Source organism: Apibacter sp. B2966 (assembly GCF_011082485.1).
Taxonomy (GTDB): domain Bacteria; phylum Bacteroidota; class Bacteroidia; order Flavobacteriales; family Weeksellaceae; genus Apibacter.
Genome location: NZ_CP049714.1, coordinates 1,998,602 through 2,020,633, shown reverse-complemented (window position 1 = coordinate 2,020,633; position 22,032 = coordinate 1,998,602). Strand labels below are relative to the sequence as shown.

The window sequence follows — 22,032 nt, the reverse complement described above, 5'->3', positions numbered from 1 at the left end:
TTATTTTAACTCTAGCTATCTCTTACACTGATGAAATTTGTATGCATAAACGCATATTATTTTTTCTTTGTTTTTTTATATAAAATGAAAAATATACCGATACAAATAAGATCTCCAATAAAATAAATTATACCTAACCCAAATAAAGCACCTACCATAGCTGAATCATCTCCCGGGATAGTATTTTCCGGATGAAAATAATCATACCAGTTAAAGCCAATTAATATAATAGACGCTAAACTTGTATATAAGATTGCAATAATTAAAAGTATTTTAGCTATTTGTATAACTATTTTTTTATTCATGTAAAACTTCTTTTAGTTCTATCTCTTTAGTTTTTACCCAAGATTTTCTTTTATTAATTATTACATAAAATCTTTTTAAAATATCTTGTTCTTTTAATTCTTTAATCTTATTGGTTATTTTTAGCCAGTGATGATTGCTTGAATCATCATCATAATCATCATTGATCGAAGCTTTTTTCGCTAATTCTTCTGTCTGATAAATATCGTTAGAAGGAATAAAAGAAAAACATCCTAATGAACCTCCTAACCACTGTACTAAAAATCCGTTAACACCCGCTCTGTATACACCTCCAATATGTACCATAACATTGGATGCCTCAGTTGGTTTTTCTCGTTTTTCCTCTATGGGATTATTATCAATATCTACCTCAACCTCAAATGGCTCCGCTTTTAATTTTCTCGATTTATTTTGCATTAAAAAATAACCTCTACAATCTGATGGAGCCTTAGAAGGGAAATGTATTTCTTCTGTGTAATAAAGGTTCATATTTTCATCTAAAGGCTCAAATGTTCTATTTAAAAGATGCACTTTATTATCTTTTTCCCCTAAATAGTACCATGCATCCCGTGTTACATTAAATTCTAAAATATCTTTGGTTTCTCCATTTTCAAAAAAACGTAAATAGGCTTTATACGTAGACACAACAACTGCTGGTTCATAAGGATATGTATAATCTTTTGCTGCTGGGTGTCCATAAAGTTTTTGTATTGTATAACCTGTTTTTTGAGTTGAAATGTAAAGCTTAGGATACTTTCCTTCTATTAAAGTAATAATAGAAATTTGGTCAGTTGGTTTACTGAAATATGCATAGACAGACATTGTTGTATTTTCTGTATTTTCACGAACTTTAAAAGAAACATTTTGACTTCCAACTATATGCGAATAATTTGTAATTATCTTGTCATTATCATATCTATTTGCCCATTTTAAATTTTTAAGCTCAGCTATTTTAGGAGTTCGATTAAACTGAATAACTTTATATGAATACCATTTTCCCTTTTTCAAAATAGATACTTTTTTACCTGTATTATCGTCATAAGGTCCGTCCAGTTTTACCACGTGCAAAGGCGGTGGAGGGGTATAATCATTTAGATATTCAACTCCGCCCTGCTCTCCTATCATTTCTACTTTTTTGGCAGAATATAAGATCAAATTATCATGGGTTGCCTCTAATATAAGAGATTTTTTTGCTCTTTTTATACTCTCTCCCCCTATTTTGCGTACGATATTTCCTCCTCTAATTGTCATTTTAAATCAATTTGTTGTGCACTATTTGATTGTACTGTTTTTCCACTTCTTAAACGCAATTTTTCATCTTCGCTTCCGTATATTCCTTTTTTTGAAGTTTCTTCAATATTTAAAGCATCTGAAGTTCTACTTTGTCCTGCAGCTTCATAAATATTAGCGGCGGTCAAACTATAATCTTCTCCCGCCATCAGGGATACATTTCCTCCTGCATTCATAGTTATATTTTGAGAAGCATTTACCGATATATTCTTGGCATCCATATACAAGGTTTCAGGGGCATATACTTTGATATTCCCTTTTCCATCCAAAAAAATTCTATTTCCGCTTGGATCTTCCATTAGTATCGTTCCCTCGGAATCATTAAATATTATCTTAGTGCCGCTTCGGGTTTGTATCACTTTAATATCATTTCCTTCACTATAATAGGCGGCTATTTCTCCTCCATTATAAGCCGATCCTAATACTACGGGTGCTTCGGCATTTCCTCCTTGAAAGGCACACAAAACGGTCTCTCCTTTCTCCGGATTCATATAGGTACCTTTTCCTCCTCCCGCATGAGGCTGTATTACCTGTATCCACGGGGTTTGACTGTTGCTTTCTTTCTGCCAACTAAACTGCACGCGCACTCTACCCATTTTCAACGGATCTTGATTATCTGTAACCGTAGCGTGTTGAATTGAAGCTTTCGGATAGACTCTTCCGTTGTAAAACGGTGGAACGGTCATGTCCTTAGGTATGCCTGTAAAGGTATTTTCATAGCCCTCTCCGTCTGCAAAGCGGTGTTCAATTTCGATGATCTTATATGATTCGATCGGTATTCGACCGTCTTTAAATATTTCATGTTCAGGTATCCACACCATCATCTTGGCTACATCTCCGATCCGCAATTGGGGATTGTTACTCACCCCTTCTACATAAACTAAATTTTGTCTTTTCTTTTTTTCAACCTCCATTGAATCTTCTATTTCCTTTGAACCGTTTGGCAATAAGCTTTGTTCATAATGGAATTGAGGTACTGTGTGATACAGGTTTTTTGAATAGGCTAAGGCATGTTGTTGAAAGGGATTGGTTGAACCGGGATGAGATTGAGGGTTAGCGGTTAAAATATGCTCTGTTTTCTGTTGGGCATCATAGGCCGTAAATTTAAAATTCTGAGGACCGATTCCCAGTTTTAACTCATATTCAAATACGTCTTCTCCTTCCATTAATTCTATGACCCTTCCCCCCCATGAACTATAGCAATATTCTTCACCATTGTAATAAAAATATTCACCATAGCGTTCGCTAAGTTGTTGGATAAAGGCTAAATCCGAACAATTGTACTGTACGGTATAAGGTAATCGTTCTTTTTTATTGGGATTGAATTGAAAGTTTATTAAGTTTCGGGAATAGGGTTTTATTATTTCTTTTATAATTTCTTCCTGGGTTTGGTTTTCAAAACTTCTGCATTGTAATCCGCTTTCCATCAATACCTCGGGAGAGGTACCCCGAAATACCAGCTGACGTATGCCTTGTTTTTTGGGTAGAGATATTTGTGTAATCACACCCGTAAAAAGAGAGGCTGTTTTTCCATACTGGCGAAATTCAAAGGTTATTTTTTTTCCTAAGTATTCTTTGGTATTTTGGTAGATATACGTCTTTTTATTTTCTCCGAATTCGTCCGGATCACAATAGAGTGTAAAAGTGTGTAACTGATTGAGTTTTTGCTTTAGCTCTAATTTTATACTGGTTTTGGTAAAATATTCAATTTCGTTGATACGTATTTTCACGGATACTAAATGAGTTTTTCCATAGACCTCTTCTTTAGTTCCTCCGTATTTTGCATAATATCTAACCTCTTTTTGAGGCGGGTTTAATTGAAAGGAAGGCTCCGTACCTTCTTCATAATTTGGAGTGGTTTTCATATAATAAGTAGTTTGTTTTGTTATTAAACAATAATAAACAAAGATACTAAATATTTAGTTATTGAAATAAATATATTTGAAAAATAGAAATAAGTAGTGGTAAAAATGCCAATTATATGGTTTATGAGATAGCAATAAGATCATTTTATATGTATGTGTTTTTTAATCAAACAATCTAAAAAGTATAAAATTTAAGTATAGGATAGGATCAATATTAGTTATTCTTTAAACAAAAAGTGAAATTCAAATCTTACTTCTTTCGGTATTATAAAAAAGAACTTGACGAATACGAAAAAATCGTGAGTCTCATTGAATCTATTTAAAAATGTAAAAAATAATTAAGAATAATAGTATTCCCGAAGATGAAAAACTTATCTAAAAAACCATAAAAAACGAAAAAACCCGTTATTTAAACGGGTTAAAAAGTGGAGATGGAGGGATTCGAACCCTCGTCCAAACAAGCAATACGCAAGCTTTCTACATGCTTAGTGAATTATTAATTTTCGGCTGATTGCTGAGAATTCACACCCCACAAGCAGCTTATCATCTAAATTTTCGAACAGAACCCGATGCGTGTCCTGTTCTATCTCCGCATTCCCGTGCCTCTTAACCAAACGCCGCAGAGAAGGGCTTTTGAGAGACATTTAGCTTCCTTACCTGGTAAGGAGATCGCTTGGACTTACTATAATTCGGTCGTATTAAGCAGCTAAAGCGTATTCTTCGTTGCCAGTTATAAGTTTGTAACGGAAGTTTAACGAGATTACCTTACGTGACTCGACATGCTTACTTACCCATTGATCTTGCTGTCAAAACCGGTCATCCCCAATGGATAATTCTTCAATATTAATTGGCAAATATAATCATTTTAACTTAATTATAGGTCAAAATGGATCCCGTATTCCTTTAAGCACTATATATATTCAATTATTATTTTTAAATAAATTAAAGATTTGAAAACAAAATAAGATATAAAACCATACATCTAAGCTTTTACTAAATCAATTAAAAACAGGGGGATCGGTTTTAAATTTCATCATAACAAAATTGACAGTAAAAAATAATTTTCTAAATATTTTTAAAAATAGAAATTATCTTTTTATTATAATTATAAAAATTTAAATCCCTAAAAATAAAACAATATATCATAAAGAATTTATAATTTATATATATTTTAAAATAGATAATATGATTTTTTCAATAAAAAATAAAAAAAAAGAGTTTGATTTAGAATGAAAAAAACTAATTTTGTAACTATTAAGAAAAAATTCATATATGAAATTCATAGTTTCAAGCGGAGAATTATTAAAAGCATTACAATTAATAAGTGGAGTTACCGGAGGAAACTCATCTTTACCTGTATTGGAAAATTTTTTATTCGATCTGGATTCTGATAAATTAACCATCTATGGATCTGATGGTGAAACAACCATGAAAACCAGTATTGAAGTTCAAAGTACAGATAAAGGAAAAATTGCGGTTCCTTCAAAACTGCTTACCGATACAGTAAAAACTTTTTCCGAACAGCCGCTTTCCTTTTCACAAGAAGGAAATCAACTCGAAATTGTGGATGAAAAAGACAACTACTTCATAGCATTGGATGATGTAGACCAGTACCCTACCCTACCCGAATTAGACACAGACAGGTCTATTACCATGAAAGCCTCCGTTTTAGGAGAAGCGGTCGCCAATACTATATTTTCAACCGGTAATGACGCCATGCGTCCTGTGATGACCGGAGTATTATTCCAATTTACCAATTCGGAATGTCGATTTGTAGCAACCGATGCTCATCGCTTGGTAAAATATACTCGTAAAGATGTATCTGCCAATGAAGATATAGAATTCATCATGCCTAAAAAACCGCTTACTCTATTGAAAAATGCCTTGATTGCATATGATGATGAGGTTATTATTGAATTTAATGAAACCAATGCTCGGTTCACTCACAATGAAACTCAATGGGTTTGTAGGCTAATAGACGGTAAATATCCTAACTACGATGCCGTAATCCCTAAAGAGAATCCGAACGTATTGACTATAAACAGGCAATTATTTTTAAGCTCTCTAAAAAGAGCCGCCCTTTTCTCTAATAAATCAACTTCACAAGTACGCTTGGCATTAAATGGAAATTTACTTAAGCTAAGCGCTGAAGATGTTGATTTTTCAAATAAAGCGGATATGAGCCTTCCTTGTGATTACAATGGGGAAGAATTAAAAATAGGATTTAATTCCAAATTCTTAAATGAAATGCTTAACAACATTTCTTCGGAAGACATTACTCTTGAAATGTCTACGCCCAATCGTGCGGGAATTATTAAACCTGCAGACGGATTGGATGAGAACGAAGACATATTAATGTTGGTAATGCCTGTTATGCTTAATAACTAAATAAATTTTAAAATATAAACCACTTTTCTCGCTCTTATGTAAATAAATTATTTACATAAGATTTTTTTAATATAAATAGTTAAAATCAATGAAAATTTCTTATAATTGGTTATGTAAATATATTAAGACTGATTTATCTGTTGAAAAAATAGCCTCCATACTTACAGACACAGGTTTGGAAGTGGAAGATGTTGAAGAAATTGAATCTGTCAAAGGCAGTCTAAAAGGTGTAGTTGTCGGTGAAGTCATTGAATGTGAAAAGCATCCAAATGCGGACAAACTGAAACTAACTAAAGTGAACTTAGGGGATCAAACCGTACAAATTGTTTGTGGGGCACCTAATGTAGAAAAAGGCCAAAAAGTACCTGTAGCCACTATTGGTACTTCTTTATATTCCGAAGACGGAAGCGAATTTAAAATTAAGAAAAGTAAAATACGAGGAGAAGAATCTTTCGGAATGATTTGTGCCGAAGATGAATTGGGCTTAGGTAAAAGCCATGAGGGCATACTCGTACTTGATACTAATTTAAAAGTGGGTACTCCGCTCAATGAGGTGATCCCTGTTTCTAAGGATTATTGTATTGAAATAGGGCTCACTCCCAACCGTACGGATGCTATGTCTCATTATGGGGTAGCTCGTGATTTATATGCGGCGCTTAAAAGCAGAAAAATCAAGGCTGAATTGCAACCAATCACTTTCGAAAATTTCAAATTGGATGAAGCCAAAGGGAATCCAATTAGCGTTGAAGTGGAAAATCAGCAACTCTGCCCTAGATATTCGGGTATATATTTAAAAAATATTGAAATTAAACCTTCACCGGATTGGTTACAAAACCAGTTAAGAATCATAGGATTATCTCCTATAAATAATGCAGTAGATATAACTAATTATATATTACATTCCTACGGACTTCCTCTTCATGCATTTGATGCCGATAAAATTGGCGGTCAAAAAATAAAAGTGGGAACAGTACCGGAAGGAACTGCGTTTACTACATTAGACGGAGTAAAAAGAAATCTATCCGATTCCGAATTACTTATAAAAGACGCTCAGGATACTCCTTTATGCTTGGCCGGTGTGTATGGCGGATTAGAATCCGGAGTTTCCAATGAAACTAAAAATATTTTTTTAGAAGCTGCTTACTTTGATCCGGTTTCTATAAGGAAAACCTCTAAAAAAGAAGGGTTAAATACCGATTCTTCTTTCCGTTTTGAAAGAGGTGTAGACCCTAATTATACCCTGATTGCTTTGAAAAAAGCCTGTGAGCTTTTTAAAGAGTTAACCCATGCAACCGTTGTTGGAGAAATGATAGATATATATCCCAATCCAATAAAAAACGTAAATACTATTTTAAGGTATCATAAAATCGATCGAATATTAGGAAAGAAAATCCATAGAGAACAGATCAAAGAAATCTTAAAATCATTAGAGTTTACTATCATCAGCGATACAAACGAAGTTTTGGATCTTATAGTACCCGCTTATCGTGTAGATGTGACGAGGGAAATAGATGTTATTGAAGAAATTGCACGAATCTATGGGTACAATCAAATTGATATTCCTGAAAAGTTTTCGTTTGCTTATGAAAATAAAAATGCCTTTGATGAAGAATTTCTTGAAAACACGATTGCTAACCAATTAAAATATAATGGTTTTAACGAAATCATCAATAATTCGTTAACGTCTCGTAGAGATGAAAACACCCAATACGTGGAGCTGGTTAATCCTTTAAGCACAGATTTGTGTGTAATGAGGCAATCCCTGATATATGGAGTATTACAAAGTATATCATTTAACAGCAATCGTAATCAGAAAGAAATTAAGTTTTATGAATTCGGAAAAACTTATTTTAAAAATTCCGCGGGAACTTATATTGAAAATAAAAAACTTTCGGTAGCTTTATTCGGAAATTTCCAGGAAAATAATTGGATTATTCCTCAAAATACTTCTACTTTTTTTCATTTAAAAGGAATTGTAAGCCAATTACTTACCGGTTTTAACATATCCATTGATGAAAAACCATTAGAGTCTTCTTCTCTGTATAAAGACGGCATCGAACTTTTTGTAAACGGATCTTCTTTAGGTAAATTAGGAAGTATCAATCCTAAGCTTTTAAAAGAATTCGGATTAAAAGGTAATGTATTTTATGCAGAATTGGAATGGGAAAAATGGGTGGATCTTGCCTCTAAGAAAAAACCTTATAAATTAGCTGAAATCCCTAAATTTCCGGGCTCAACCCGAGATTTAGCCCTTTTACTGGATAAAGATATAAAATATTTTGACTTATATAAAGCGGCCTTTGAAACAGAAAAAAAATTGCTTCAATCCGTAAATCTTTTTGATGTTTATGAGGGCAAAAATCTACCTGAAGGTAAAAAATCATACGCATTGAATTTCTTCCTTCAAGATGAAAATAAAACCCTTACGGATCAAGACATTGATAAGGTCATGAAAAAATTGTTAGATCGTTTTTCAACCCAGTTTCATGCCGAATTAAGAAATAATTAATGATGAAAATATGCATAAAAATGTTGTAATTCTAGGGGCCGGAAATGTTGCTTATCATTTAACCAGAGCCTTACTTGAAAATACGGTGAATGTCGTACAGGTTTTCAACAGAACCCTGGATAAAGCACAAAATTTTGCAGAAGATTATAATATTAATTATACAGATAAAATTTCAGAAATTGTTAAGGCAGACATCTATATTATCTGCACTTCAGATAAGGCCATTTCCGAAATATCTTATTATGTACCATTTGAAGATTGTTTAGTTGTCCATACTTCCGGATCGATCCCCTTATCTGCGCTTAAGGGTAAATACAGAAAAGGAGTCTTTTACCCTTTGCAAACCTTTTCAAAAAAAAGAGCGTTGGAATACGATAAAATTCCTTTTTTTATTGAAGCAGAAAATAAAGACGATGAAACTATTCTTTTAAATTTGGCTAAAAGAATTTCTGATGAAGCCTATGTTGTTGATTCAGAAAAGCGATTGAAAATACATATGTCGGGTGTATGGGCCAACAATTTTACCAATCACCTACTTTATATAGCCAATGAAATTTGCCGTAAACAAGATATACCTTTTGAGATTTTAAAACCTTTGATAAAGGAAACTTTTGAAAAAATAAATGATGACATTTCTCCGTATGACGCTCAAACAGGACCGGCAAAAAGAAATGACCAAGTTGTTATCCAAAAACATTTATCTATTTTAGAGTCTGATTCGAATTTATACCAAATCTATTCTCTACTAACTAATTCCATTTTAGAAACTTACCATGATAAATTATAAAGAAAAGCTCAATCATATTAGTGCATTCGTTTTTGATGTAGATGGAGTTATGACCGACGGATCCATCATTCTCATTAATAACGAAATGATAAGAAATATGAATACTAAAGATGGGTTTGCCTTACAGTTTGCCGTAAAAAAAGGTTATAAAATTGCCGTAATTACCGGAGGAAAGGATGCCTCTGTAGTGAGCCGACTCAACTATTTAGGTATAACCGACGTCTATCTTGATTCTAAAGATAAATGGGATGATTTGGAAGATTTTCTTTACAAATACGGGTTGAAACCTCATGAAGTTTTATATATGGGAGACGACCTGCCCGATTATGAGGTGATGAACCAAGTGGGAATTGGAGCAGCTCCCAAAGATGCTTGTCCCGAAATTCTTTCTATTGCAGACTATATTTCACCTACTAAAGGCGGAAAAGGTTGTGTGAGAGATGTGATCGAACAAGTTTTAAGAGTAAAGGGCGATTGGGATTATCTCGAAACAAAAGATACTACCGCTTCTATATAAACAACTTATTTACATAAGTTTTAGGATGTAAAATTTATTTAGATCCCTAAATAAAATAACCAATCTTGTTAATCTATTTGATAGCAATGGATAAAATCATACGCTTTCAATCATGTTATTCAAATTTAATTTCCATCCTATCTCCAAAATTTTTACACCACCTACCATCTCCATCAACTATATTGTTTTAATATAATTATTTGCACAATATATACGATTTCTTATAAAGAAATTAGTTTTTATCAAACATACAATCTATAAACTACAAAATTTGAATTGTAAATGTTAAAAATTATTAAATAATTATATTAATTAAATTTATAAGAAAATTTTTGTTTCAAAAATATGGATAAATTTATTGCATGGTTTAAATCTTTAAACTTTGAATATCTTTCAATACTAGGGGCTGTTCTTTATATACTTGTTATTATTTATACCATCTTTAAAATAATCAAAAATACGGAAAATCCATCCAAAGCAATCGGGTATTTACTTATAGTTATTATCCTTCCCATTATAGGGGTAATATTATATTTTTCGATTGGAATGAACTACCGATTGGAAAAATTGTATAAAAGAAAATATACACACGATCGAAACTTCTATCAGATACTCAGAAATCAAATAAATGAACATACTGAAAAGAGAATCAACAAATACAATAAATTACTGGAGGGTAAAACTCACTCAATAAGAATGTTATTAAAAGATACTTCTTCTGCCCTTTATGTAGCCGACAATACCAAGTTGCTTATCAATGGTGAAAATAAATTTAAAGAGGTTATTGAAGAATTAAAGAAAGCAACTAAACATATCCATATTGAATATTATATTTTTGCTGATGACCGTATTGGAAACGAAATTAAAGATATTTTAATACAAAAAGCCAAAGAAGGCGTAACCGTACGATTTATTTATGACGATTTTGGAAGCCATTCGTTGAACAAAAGAATGATAAAAGAACTGCGTGAAGGCGGGGTACAAGCCGCTGCTTTTTACAAAATTAAACTTTATGCTTTTGCTAACCGAATGAATTACCGCAATCACCGTAAAATAATAATCATTGATTCTAAAGTTGGTTTTATTGGCGGAATTAATGTTGACGACCGATATATCAATACCCCGAACAGCAAACTATTTTGGCGCGATACCCATTTTATGGTGAAAGGAGAAGCGGTGAACGGACTTCAATATAATTTCATAACCGATTGGAATTTTTGTTCCGGAAATGACGTCGATCCTTTTGACAAAGCCTACTTTCATGCGTCTAAAGATATCACCACTAAAGACGAAAACCCCGAACTTCTTCAGATTGCTGCCAGTGGTCCGGATAGCGATCGAGCAACTATAATGCTTGTATACAACGGAATTATAATGTCCAGCCGAAAGAGGCTTTATTTAACGACGCCTTACTTGATCCCTAATGAAACTATTGTTAATGCTTTAAAATACGCAGCTTTAAGTGGAGTGGACGTTCGGATTTTGGTTCCGTATAAATCGGACAGTATTATTGTAAATGCAGCTTCGTGCGCCTATTATAAAGAGTTATTAGCCTCGGGGGTTCGAATTTACAGGTATACGAAAGGATTTGTACATGCTAAAACCATAATTTCCGACACCAATCTTTCCGTTATAGGATCAGCTAATTTGGATATGCGGAGCTTTGATTTAAATTTTGAAATAAGCGCCTTAGTTTACAGCGAAACCATTAACCGGGAACTTTATGATGCTTTTATGGAAGACATTGAAAACAGTACGGAAGTTTCCTATAAGGAATGGTTAAAACGAAACCGATGGGTAGATTTAGGTAATTCCATAGCCAAACTTATATCACCCCTTTTATAAAAAAATGATTAGTTAATTCTTCAAGGTTAACAAATATTTTAGGGTATAACAATCCCTATATACGGTAATTTAATTGATCTGTATTTTTAAAAAATACGATTTTTTTAAAAGTTATAAATCGCTGATTGTAATACAATAAATTAGTTTTACTATACAATTAAAGTCCATTTAAGATAGACTTTTTTTTCGTATATTCGCAAATCAATTTTTTTCGCATTTGTTTTAAAAGAAAATGAGCAATAAATTTCAAGAATATAAAGAATTAAATCTAAATAAATTTGCAGACGAAATTTTAGAATTTTGGAAAAAAAATAATATTTTCCAAGAGAGTATAAAATCTCGTGAAGGCAATCCCCAATTCGTATTTTTTGAAGGACCTCCTTCAGCTAACGGAATGCCGGGCATTCACCATGTAATGGCTCGTACCATTAAAGATATTTTCTGCCGATACCAAACATTAAAAGGAAAACAGGTCAATAGAAAAGCCGGTTGGGATACCCACGGTTTGCCCGTTGAACTTGGAGTTGAAAAGGAATTAGGTATTACCAAAGAAGATATTGGTAAAAAAATAACTGTTGAAGAATACAACAAGGCTTGTAAAGAAGCAGTTATGCGATATACCGGTGCTTGGAACGAACTAACTCAAAAAATAGGTTATTGGGTAGATTTAAATCATCCTTATATTACTTACGATCCCAAATATATGGAAAGTGTTTGGTGGTTGTTGAAACAAATTTACGATAAAAATTTACTTTATAAGGGTTATACCATTCAACCCTATTCTCCTAAAGCTGGAACAGGGCTTTCCAGTCATGAGTTGAGTTTACCCGGTGCATATAAAGATATTACAGACACGACCATTGTTGCTCAATTTAAAGCAATTAAGGAAAGCACTACTTTATTTAACGATATTCAGGGCGATGTATATTTCTTGGCTTGGACTACCACACCGTGGACTTTACCTTCCAATACGGCGTTGACTGTAGGAGGATCTATTGATTATGTATTGGTAAAAACATTTAATCAATATACTTTTGAACCCATCAACGTTATACTCGCTAAAGAATTAGTAGGAAGTCAGTTTTCAGGTAAATTCGTGCCTGCTGAGTCTGATGTCGATTTTCAAGAGTATACATCTGAAAATAAAAAAATACCTTATCGAATTCTTGCCGAATACAAGGGGAAAGATTTAGTTGGAATAAAATACGAACAACTCCTTTCTTGGACATTACCGTATGTAGATGCGGATAAAGCTTTTGTAGTAATAGATGGAGACCATGTGACTACTGAAGACGGTACAGGTATTGTTCATACTGCTCCTACTTTTGGTGCAGACGATGCGAAAGTTGCAAAAGAACACGGGGTACCCGGTATGTTGGTTCTTGATGAAAATCAAAATCCTGTTCCTTTAGTGGATTTACAGGGTAAATTTATTTCAAGTTTACCTGAACCTTTTGCGGGAAAATATGTTCGCATTGAATATTATAACGATAACGAAGCTCCGGAACGTTCAACTGACGTTGAAATAGCCATACTTTTAAAGACCGAAAATAAGGCTTTTAAAGTAGAAAAATACAATCACAACTATCCTCATTGTTGGAGAACAGACAAACCTATTCTTTACTATCCTTTGGATTCTTGGTTTATAAAAATTACGGAAGTTCGTGATCGAATGACCGAATTAAATCAAAGTATCAATTGGAAACCTAAATCAACGGGAGAAGGTCGTTTCGGTAATTGGCTGGAAAATGCTAATGATTGGAATCTTTCCAGATCAAGATATTGGGGTACTCCCCTTCCTATTTGGAGAACTGAAGATGCTAAAGAAGAAATCATTATTGGTTCTATTCAGGAATTGATTGATGAAATGGAAAAATCCGTAAAAGCCGGATTTATGTCTAAAAATATTTTTGAAGATTTTATTGTAGGTGATTTTTCCGAGGAAAATTACAATAAAATAGATCTTCATAAAAATATTGTGGATCAAATAGTTCTTGTTTCAGAGAGTGGAAAGCCCATGAAGCGAGAAAGTGATTTGATTGATGTATGGTTTGATTCAGGAGCTATGCCATACGCTCAATGGCACTATCCTTTTGAAAATAAGGAATTAATAGACGAACGAAAATACTATCCGGCAGATTTTATTGCTGAAGGAGTAGACCAAACTCGCGGTTGGTTCTATACTTTACATGCAATCGGAACCATGATTTTTGACAGCGTAACTTATAAAAATGTTGTTTCCAATGGGTTGGTTTTGGATAAAAAAGGAAATAAAATGTCCAAAAGTAAAGGAAATGCTGTTGAGCCTTTTGAAACCTTAGCTATGTATGGGCCGGATGCTACTCGATGGTATATGATTTCCAATGCTCAACCTTGGGATAATTTGAAATTTGATTTGGAGGGCATTGACGAAGTACGCCGTAAAATATTCGGAACTCTATATAATACCTATTCATTCTTTGCTTTATATGCCAACGTGGATGGATTCAGTTATAAAGAGGATGATATACCTTTTAAAGAAAGAAACGAATTAGATCAATGGATCCTATCCGAACTTAATCTTTTGATAGATGAAGTGGATTCTTTCTATACCGATTATGAGCCAACCAAAGCTTTACGAGCAATTAATACTTTTGTTATAGATAATTTAAGTAATTGGTATGTGCGCTTATCAAGAAGACGTTTTTGGAAAGGAGAATATTCCAATGATAAGATTTCTGCTTACCAAACTCTTTATAAATGTTTGGATACTATTGCTAAATTAATGTCTCCGGCAGCACCTTTCTATTCCGATAGATTGTATCAGGATTTAAATGCAGTTACGGGAAAAGAACCTTATGCATCGGTTCATTTAGCTTATTTTCCGATCAAACAGGAAAATGAAATCGATTATTTATTGTTGGAAAGAACTCATTTAGCGCAAAAAGTTACCACTATGGTATTTTCTTTGCGTAAAAAAGAAAATATAAAAGTTCGCCAACCGTTGCAAAAAATTATGATTCCTGTTTTAAGTAAAAATGACAGGGAAAATTTAGAATCCATAATACCTATAATAAAACAAGAGGTCAATGTAAAAGAAGTTCAATTATTGAACCCTGAAGAAGCTTCTGATATTATTGTAAAAGCCGTAAAACCTAATTTTAAAACGTTAGGACCTAAATTAGGTAAAGACCTTAAAGCCGTTAGCCAACAGCTCCAACAATTATCTTCTTCTCAAATTGAAGAGTTGGAAAAGAACGGAACTATAACTCTGTCCGGCTACGAACTAAACTTGGATGATGTTGAAATTCGCACACAAGATATTACGGGATGGTTGGTTGCCAATGACGGCAAATTAACCGTTGCACTCGATATCACTATCACACCTGAATTAAAATCTGAAGGAATTGCTCGAGAATTGGTAAATAAAATTCAAAATCTCAGAAAAGAGAATGGATTGGAAGTTACCGATAAAATATCTTTAGAAATTCAGGAGAATGAAGAAATTGAAAAATCCGTTAACGAAAATATGGAATATATATGTTCTGAAACATTAACACAGAAATTAACTTTTGTAAGTAACACTACCGATGGGACGGAATTAGACATTAATGAAATTAAAATTAAAATCGTACTAAAAAAAGTGTAATTATGACTGAAGACAGACTTAGATATTCTGACGAAGAACTTGAAGAATTCAAGATACTTATTCTTGATAAAATTGAAAAAGCGGAAAATGATTTAACTATGCTGAAAGAAGCGTTTGTTAATGATTTAAATAACGGAACGGATGATACCTCTCCTACTTTTAAAGCTTTTGAAGAAGGTTCGGAAACCATGAGTAAAGAAAGTAATTCCCATTTGGCGGCTCGTCAAGAAAAATTTATCCGTGATTTGCGAAATGCTTTAATACGAATTGAGAACAAAACATACGGAATTTGCAGAATTTCAGGAAAATTAATAGGTAAAGAAAGATTGAAAGCGGTTCCTCATGCTACCTTAAGCATTGAGGCTAAAAACAATCAATAGTAAGAATGAAGAAAGTCTTATGGATAACATTTTTTATCCTTTTATTAGATCAAGTATCAAAAATTTACATTAAAACGCATTTTCATCTTCATGAGGAAATAAAAGTTTTCGATTGGTTTTATCTTACGTATGTTGAAAATCCAGGTATGGCTTATGGAGTGCAACTTGGAGGATTTATAGGTAAAATAGGTTTGAGCTTATTGCGTTTGGTATTAATAGGCTTAATGGCTTATTATATCAACAAATGGTCTAAAAAGGCTAATACTTGGTATTTTATCATTCCGGCAGGATTAATTTTTGCGGGTGCAATCGGGAATTTGATTGACAGTACTTTTTATGGAGTCCTTTTCGATTCGGGTACAACTTATAACTCGGTTGTGAAGGATTGGTATGGATATTCGGGAATTTCCAAGCTTAATTTTAAAGGATATGCTCCTCTATTTGGGGGATGTGTCGTGGATATGTTTCGTTTTCCTCTTATAGACACTTACTTGCCTGAATGGTTTCCTATATGGGGAGGTGAAAGGATTCAATTTTTTAATTATATATTCAATGTTGCCGATTCTTCCATCACTCTCGGAGCGATATTTCTCATAGGTGTTTATTTCTTCAAACCCGGTATGTTTCCTAAAGAATGGATGAAATAGTCCTGTGTAAAAAAGTACTCCATTTTGTATTTTTATGCAGGGTCTAATCTTTATATGGTATAATAAAAATGCATAAGTTTTTGCACTTTATATTTTAAATGTAAATTTGCATTTTATCATATAAAATATACACATGAGAGTTTTAACAGGCATACAAAGTACAGGTACTCCACATTTAGGCAATATATTAGGAGCCATTGCACCGGCTATTAAGTTAAGCAAGGATCCTTCTAATGAATCTTTTTTCTTTATTGCCAATTTGCATTCCATGACGCAAATTAAAGATGCTGAAGTCCTAAAACAAAATACGTATGAAATAGCGGCAACCTGGCTCGCATGTGGTTTGGATATTTCCAAAACTTATTTTTACAGACAATCAGACATCCCCGAAGTAACAGAACTTATGTGGTATTTGCTTTGTTATTTCCCCTATAGCCGTTTGGCTCTGGCACATGGATTTAAAGATAAGGCCGATCGTTTGGAAGATGTAAATTCCGGGCTTTTTACTTATCCTATGCTTATGGCTGCGGACATTCTTTTATACGATGCACAAATCGTTCCGGTAGGTAAAGATCAATTGCAGCATTTAGAGATGACTAGAGATGTCGCTCAAAAATTTAACCACGTACACGGCGATGTTTTGGTAGTCCCTGAAGCCAAAATTCAAGAAAATACGATGTATGTCCCCGGAACTGATGGAAATAAAATGAGTAAATCCAGAGGAAACACGATTCAAATTTTTGCTCCTGAAAAAGAGTTGAAAAAACAAATTATGTCTATTGTAACCGATTCTACTCCATTGGAAGAACCTAAAAATCCGGATACTTGTAATGCGTTTTCTATATTTAAATTGGTAGCCACTCCTGAAGAAGTGGAACTTATGAGAGAAAACTACTTAGCCGGTGGTTACGGATACGGACATGCTAAAAATGAATTATTTAAAGTTCTTCTACGTGAATTTAGTGAAGCCAGAGAAAAATATAATTATTATATGAATCATATTGAGGAACTTGAGAATATTCTTAAAGAAGGTGCTGAAAAGACAAAAAGCATAGCATCTGAAACACTGAAAAGAGTTAGAAAGTCTTTACAATTTTAAAACTTTTCAAAAAAAATTGCAGCAAAAAGATCTTTTGCTACAATTTAAACTAAACTAATTAAACTAATATTTAAATTCTTGTGTAAAAGGATACAATTTTAGTTTAATTATTTTTTTCCTGCAATTCTTTATAATAGATTTTATCTATAGCTATATTTAATATTTTTATATAAGCCATATTTAGTATATATTCACATATCCGCCCTCGATATCTTTTTTAACTACTTCCGCTCCTCCATAGACATTAATATCTCCGCCATCTTTTATTTTGGTTTCAACTAATCCATTAGAATAAACAGATGCTGTTCCTCCGGAAGTAACTGCTACTGCAATTTTGTTTGATCCCACTTCTTTTGCATCGTAGGTGCCTCCGGATGTAATTTTAATATTTTGATGGTTTGCCAATCCTGAAACTTTGATTTCTCCTCCGGATTTTAGCTTGGCATGTATTTTGTTTACTCCAACAAGAACGGTGATCTTCGAACCTTCAGTAGCCCCAATATTTAATAGATTTTCTTCTAATTTATCATGACCGGTTATTGTTGATCCTTCGTAAGCATGTATATTATTTAACTTTTTATAATATACCTTTACGTTTACTTCATCGTCGTTCTCTAATTTCAACGTATCCATTCTAATAATTAATTCTCCGCCTTTTTTAACGATTTTTACGTCATCTTTTTTTACTCCGCTGATCTCTACTTTTTCTTCCGGTGAGGAAAGTAACGTCACAGGAATTTTATCATAAACACGCAAAACGGTAAAACTTCTTAAATTTTTAATGATTGCCTGAGCAGAAACAATCTGTATAAAAATTATCCCAAATAAAACAAATAAAAATTTCTTCATATACTTTTTTGAGATAGAATTCAATAATTAAGCCATAACTTCATTATGATTACTATATTATCAATAAGTATATTCTTATAAGTGGTATTGATGATTAGTTTAGCCTAGTAATGCTTTTTTCCATTCTTCTTCTTTAAATCCTACTAAAATAAGAGAATCACTTATCACTAAGGGACGTTTTACCAACATTCCGTCAGTAGATAGAAGTGATAAGAGTTCGTCTTCGCTGCTTGTTTTTACTTTTTCTTTAAGATTTAATTCTTTATACAGTTTGCCTGACGTATTAAAAAATTTATTTATTGGCAATCCTGATTTTTGAAACCATTCTTTTAATTCTTCTTTCGTTGGACGTTCTTTTGCTATATTTCTTTCTTTAAATTCTATGGTATTATCTTGCAACCATTTGATTGCTTTTTTACATGTGCTGCATGTGGGATAGCATAAGATTGTTATTTTCATAATTTGCAATTATTCTAAGACCTAAAATTACATTATATTTTAATAAATATATTTAAATTAACTATTTAATATATAATCATTTTGATTATCTAATATAGGATAAAAAAAATTATATATTTTAAGTAGAATTTATATTTTAAATTCTTAAGAAATATATGATAAATACTTTTAAATAAATATCCGAATATATATAATTGAAAAAAAAATTTATTCTATTGTAATAAAATAGTTTATCTAGTATGTTATATTTTTTGAATATATAAATAAGTGTATCTTTGGAGATTGAAAAAATTGAATACTGATATAATGAAAAAAAAAACAGTACAATCAATCGAACCCAATATTGCAGATTTAGCTAACGGTTGGCTTAAATCATATCAATTAAACTATAAATTAGAACAAGAGTCATTAAATACTGAAATAGATAAAGCACTCTCAGATTACTTTACCAAAAATGGCGGAAGCGGGGCAAATCGTCCTGATGCGAAATTGTTGTTACAAAATGAAAATATGAGTTTTTTCCCTATTCTTATTGAATATAAAGGATATAAAGATAAACTTGTAAAACTTGACAATCAAGGAGAAGTTGAAAATAAAACAACAAAAAATGAACCTAATTTTAAAAATATCAATTCCTATGCAGTCAATGGTGCGGTGCATTATGCTAATGCTATATTGCATCATACCAGTTATACCGATATTATCGCTATTGGAATGACCGGTTATAAAGACGAAAACGAAAAAATACAATATCAAATTGGTGTTTATTATGTTTCAAAAAATAATTTTGGAATTGGCCAAAAAGTTGGCGAATTTTCAGATTTCTCTTTTTTAAAAAAGGAAAACTTTGATAGTTTTATTAAGCAAGTAAAAGAATTGACTTTAACACAAGAAGAGATTGAGAAACTCAAAGAACGACGTGAAAGGGAAATTAATGCGAGTCTAGTAAAACTTAATAATGATATATACCAAAATGAAAAAGGTTTAGGTGAAAACGATCGAGTCTATCTTGTTGCCGCCTCCATTATTGCAACGTTAGGTATACCCGGTAAAGTAGCGCCTCTTGAAAAAGAAGATCTAAAATCATCTAGTGAAAAAGGAAATACAGATGGAGATATAATTGTACGAAAAATCCAAGCCTTTTTGGAAGAAAAACTGCTACCTAAAGAAAAGAAAGATCTTATTTTAAGAACTTTACAAAATACTCTTACCACCGAAAACATCAATAAAGTCAATAATGGGGAATCTCAGTTAAAAAGAGTATTTACTAAAATTATTGATGATTTAGGTATTTATTACAAAATCGGGTTAACGACTGATTTTACAGGAAAACTTTTTAATGAAATGTATTCTTGGCTAGGTTTTACTCAAGATAAACTTAATGATGTAGTACTCACACCTTCATATGTCGCTACCCTTTTAGTAAAATTGGCACGTGTAAATAAAGATTCCTACGTTTGGGATTTCGCGACAGGATCTGCAGGTTTACTTGTTGCCGCAATGAACGAAATGCTTAATGATGCTAAAAACAGTATAACATCACCAGATGAACTTAAGCAAAAAGAGATCCAAATAAAAGCTCAACAATTGCTAGGTTTAGAAGTCCTTTCTAGTGTATATATGTTAGCCATTTTGAATATGATCTTAATGGGAGATGGAAGTTCAAACATCCTAAATAAAGACTCCTTAAATGACTTTGACGGTAATTATGGTTTTGGAAAAACGAACGAGAAATTCCCGGCAAATGCTTTTATACTCAATCCGCCTTATTCTGCCAAAGGAAATGGGATGATTTTTGTAGAAAAAGCACTTAGCATGATGAATAAAGGATATGCTGCCGTTATCATACAAAATTCAGCAGGTTCCGGTAAAGCAAAAGAATACAATCAAAAAATTTTAAAAAAACATACGCTTTTAGCCAGTATAAAAATGCCTAATGATTTATTTATCGGCAAATCTAGCGTACAAACCAATATTTATGTGTTTAAAATAAATGAAAAGCACGAAAAAGATGAAATAGTGAAGTTTATTGACTTCTCAAATGACGGATACACGCGGACCAACCGTAAAAAAGCAAGTAACAATCTAAAAGATACAGACAGAGCGATTGAACGCTATCAAGAATTAGTCAAATTGGTACGTTTTGGACGAAACAAGCTTAATATTTTTACCGATAAAGAGTATTACGAAGGTACCATAGATCCTGAAAATGGCGCTGATTGGAATCAAAGCGCACCACTTGATACCATACCAACATTACATGATTTTAAGAAAACGGTAGGCGACTATCTGGCTTGGGAAGTATCCAATTTATTAAAACAACAAAACAAAGAAGAAAGCCTGGGAAAGTAGAAGCCTCACTTAACAAAAAACTGCAAGGAGTTAAGTGGGGCGAATTTAAATTAAGTGATTTGTTTGAAAGTTCAAATGGTGATTTTGATATACAAAAAGAACATATTAACGGCAAAGGTGAATATGTAATCACAGCTGGCTTAACTAATAATGGAATATTAGGTAAAACTACCATAAAAGCTAAAATTTTTAATAAAAATACAATTACAGTTGATATGTTTGGTTTTGCTTTTTTCCGTCAGTTTAAATATAAAATGGTAACACACGCACGAGTATTTTCATTACAATCAAAATTTATAATCTCAGAAAAACAAGGATTATTTTTAGCTAATTCATTTTGTTTTTTAAATAAGAAATTTGGATATCAAAATATGTGCTCTTGGACAAAAATACGAAATGAAAAAATCCAACTCCCAATAAAAAATGATACGATTGATTTTGATTTTATGGAAAATTTTATAGCGGAGCTGGAAGCGGAGCGTATAGCGGAGCTGGAAGCCTATTTATCTGTTACAAACCTAAAAGATTAAACTTTAACAAAAGAAGAGCAACAAGCTTTAGATGATTTTGAGAATTTTAAATGGAAATTTTTCAATCTTAAAAATTTATTTGGCAAATCAACTCGAGGAAAACGCTTAAAAAGCGCAGATAGAATTTCAGGAACTTTACCATTTGTTACAGCTGGTGAAACAGATGAAGGGATTTCTGCATTTATTGGAAATAATATCACTATTTTTTCAGAAAATACTACAACAATTGATATGTTCGGTTCTGCAAAATATAGGAATTACAAATATGGAGCGGATGATCATATTGCAGTAGTACATACAGAAAATTTATCTAAGTTCGCAGCAATATTTTTAACAGCAGCCATTCATAAATCCTCTTATACTGATCATTTTAATTATTCAAGAAATTTTTATGCAAAAGATGCAGATGACTTGAATATTTTACTTCCTATACAAGATAATAAACCAGATTATACTATAATGGAAACATTTATCTTTGCTATTCAGAAATTGATCCTCAAGGAGGTCGTTTTATATGCTGATAAGAAAATTGCAGCAACAAAAACTGTCGTAAATAAAGAAAATTAACTCATTATGCAAATGTA

General features: G+C 32.4%; 16 protein-coding genes, 1 other RNA gene and 1 pseudogene. 12 read left to right on the top strand and 6 right to left on the bottom strand.

Features of this window, described 5'->3' with window-relative positions; all coding sequences use genetic code 11:
* Positions 1–56: 56 nt before the first annotated feature.
* The 4 genes from G8C43_RS08635 to ssrA all read right to left on the bottom strand — a co-directional run bounded on the left by G8C43_RS08635 (position 57) and on the right by ssrA (position 4,282).
* The gene (locus G8C43_RS08635) at positions 57–305 is read right to left on the bottom strand and encodes a hypothetical protein (protein ID WP_166005476.1); all 249 of its coding nucleotides are present in this window, start codon (positions 303–305) and stop codon (positions 57–59) included.
* The gene (locus tag G8C43_RS08630; RefSeq protein WP_166005475.1) at positions 298–1,554 is read right to left on the bottom strand and encodes a hypothetical protein; all 1,257 of its coding nucleotides are present in this window, start codon (positions 1,552–1,554) and stop codon (positions 298–300) included. The genes G8C43_RS08635 and G8C43_RS08630 overlap by 8 nt, the downstream gene beginning before the upstream one ends.
* The gene (locus G8C43_RS08625) at positions 1,551–3,458 is read right to left on the bottom strand and encodes a type VI secretion system Vgr family protein (RefSeq protein WP_166005473.1); all 1,908 of its coding nucleotides are present in this window, start codon (positions 3,456–3,458) and stop codon (positions 1,551–1,553) included. The genes G8C43_RS08630 and G8C43_RS08625 overlap by 4 nt, the downstream gene beginning before the upstream one ends.
* A 423-nt stretch (positions 3,459–3,881) precedes the next feature.
* Positions 3,882–4,282: a transfer-messenger RNA gene (gene ssrA / locus G8C43_RS08620) on the bottom strand.
* Positions 4,283–4,730: 448 nt separating this feature from the next.
* Between ssrA and dnaN the strand changes: the two genes are divergently transcribed.
* The 9 genes from dnaN to trpS all read left to right on the top strand — a co-directional run bounded on the left by dnaN (position 4,731) and on the right by trpS (position 17,258).
* A complete protein-coding gene (gene dnaN / locus G8C43_RS08615) occupies positions 4,731–5,846 on the top strand; it encodes a DNA polymerase III subunit beta (protein ID WP_105297308.1) in 1,116 nt (371 codons plus the stop codon).
* A gap of 88 nt (positions 5,847–5,934) precedes the next feature.
* Entirely contained in the window at positions 5,935–8,355 is a 2,421-nt protein-coding gene (pheT, locus tag G8C43_RS08610; protein ID WP_166005471.1) for a phenylalanine--tRNA ligase subunit beta, read from the top strand.
* 10 nt (positions 8,356–8,365) lie between these two features.
* A complete protein-coding gene (locus G8C43_RS08605; protein WP_166005469.1) occupies positions 8,366–9,142 on the top strand; it encodes a Rossmann-like and DUF2520 domain-containing protein in 777 nt (258 codons plus the stop codon).
* Positions 9,132–9,659 (top strand): KdsC family phosphatase, encoded by a 528-nt coding sequence (locus G8C43_RS08600; protein ID WP_166005722.1) that lies wholly within the window; start codon positions 9,132–9,134, stop codon positions 9,657–9,659. Before G8C43_RS08605 ends, G8C43_RS08600 begins: the two co-directional genes overlap by 11 nt.
* Positions 9,660–10,004: 345 nt before the next feature.
* On the top strand, positions 10,005–11,504 hold the full coding sequence (gene cls, locus G8C43_RS08595; RefSeq protein WP_166005467.1) for a cardiolipin synthase: 1,500 nt from the start codon (positions 10,005–10,007) through the stop codon (positions 11,502–11,504).
* A 232-nt stretch (positions 11,505–11,736) separates the two neighbouring features.
* Positions 11,737–15,132 (top strand): isoleucine--tRNA ligase, encoded by a 3,396-nt coding sequence (gene ileS / locus G8C43_RS08590; RefSeq protein ID WP_166005465.1) that lies wholly within the window; start codon positions 11,737–11,739, stop codon positions 15,130–15,132.
* A gap of 2 nt (positions 15,133–15,134) precedes the next feature.
* On the top strand, positions 15,135–15,512 hold the full coding sequence (locus G8C43_RS08585) for a TraR/DksA family transcriptional regulator (RefSeq protein WP_105297303.1): 378 nt from the start codon (positions 15,135–15,137) through the stop codon (positions 15,510–15,512).
* 5 nt (positions 15,513–15,517) lie between these two features.
* Entirely contained in the window at positions 15,518–16,159 is a 642-nt protein-coding gene (locus G8C43_RS08580; protein ID WP_160557437.1) for a lipoprotein signal peptidase, read from the top strand.
* Positions 16,160–16,292: 133 nt separating this feature from the next.
* Positions 16,293–17,258, top strand: coding sequence for a tryptophan--tRNA ligase (trpS, locus tag G8C43_RS08575; protein WP_166005463.1), 966 nt, complete (start codon positions 16,293–16,295; stop codon positions 17,256–17,258).
* A 180-nt stretch (positions 17,259–17,438) separates the two neighbouring features.
* Here trpS and G8C43_RS08570 read toward each other — a convergent pair whose 3' ends face one another.
* Entirely contained in the window at positions 17,439–18,107 is a 669-nt protein-coding gene (locus G8C43_RS08570; RefSeq protein ID WP_166005461.1) for a GIN domain-containing protein, read from the bottom strand.
* Positions 18,108–18,206: 99 nt separating this feature from the next.
* Positions 18,207–18,566, bottom strand: a complete 360-nt coding sequence (locus tag G8C43_RS08565) for an arsenate reductase family protein (protein ID WP_166005459.1) — start codon at positions 18,564–18,566, stop codon at positions 18,207–18,209.
* 306 nt (positions 18,567–18,872) lie between these two features.
* On the opposite strand from G8C43_RS08565, the gene G8C43_RS08560 reads away from it, so the two are divergent.
* The 3 genes and pseudogenes from G8C43_RS08560 to G8C43_RS10000 all read left to right on the top strand — a co-directional run.
* Positions 18,873–20,918, top strand: a complete 2,046-nt coding sequence (locus G8C43_RS08560) for an N-6 DNA methylase (RefSeq protein WP_185152351.1) — start codon at positions 18,873–18,875, stop codon at positions 20,916–20,918.
* Positions 20,861–21,448, top strand: a complete 588-nt coding sequence (locus G8C43_RS10005; protein WP_255490348.1) for a restriction endonuclease subunit S — start codon at positions 20,861–20,863, stop codon at positions 21,446–21,448. The genes G8C43_RS08560 and G8C43_RS10005 overlap by 58 nt, the downstream gene beginning before the upstream one ends.
* 60 nt (positions 21,449–21,508) lie before the next feature.
* Positions 21,509–22,015: pseudogene (locus tag G8C43_RS10000) on the top strand (restriction endonuclease subunit S); the annotation flags it as partial.
* Positions 22,016–22,032: the final 17 nt, after the last annotated feature.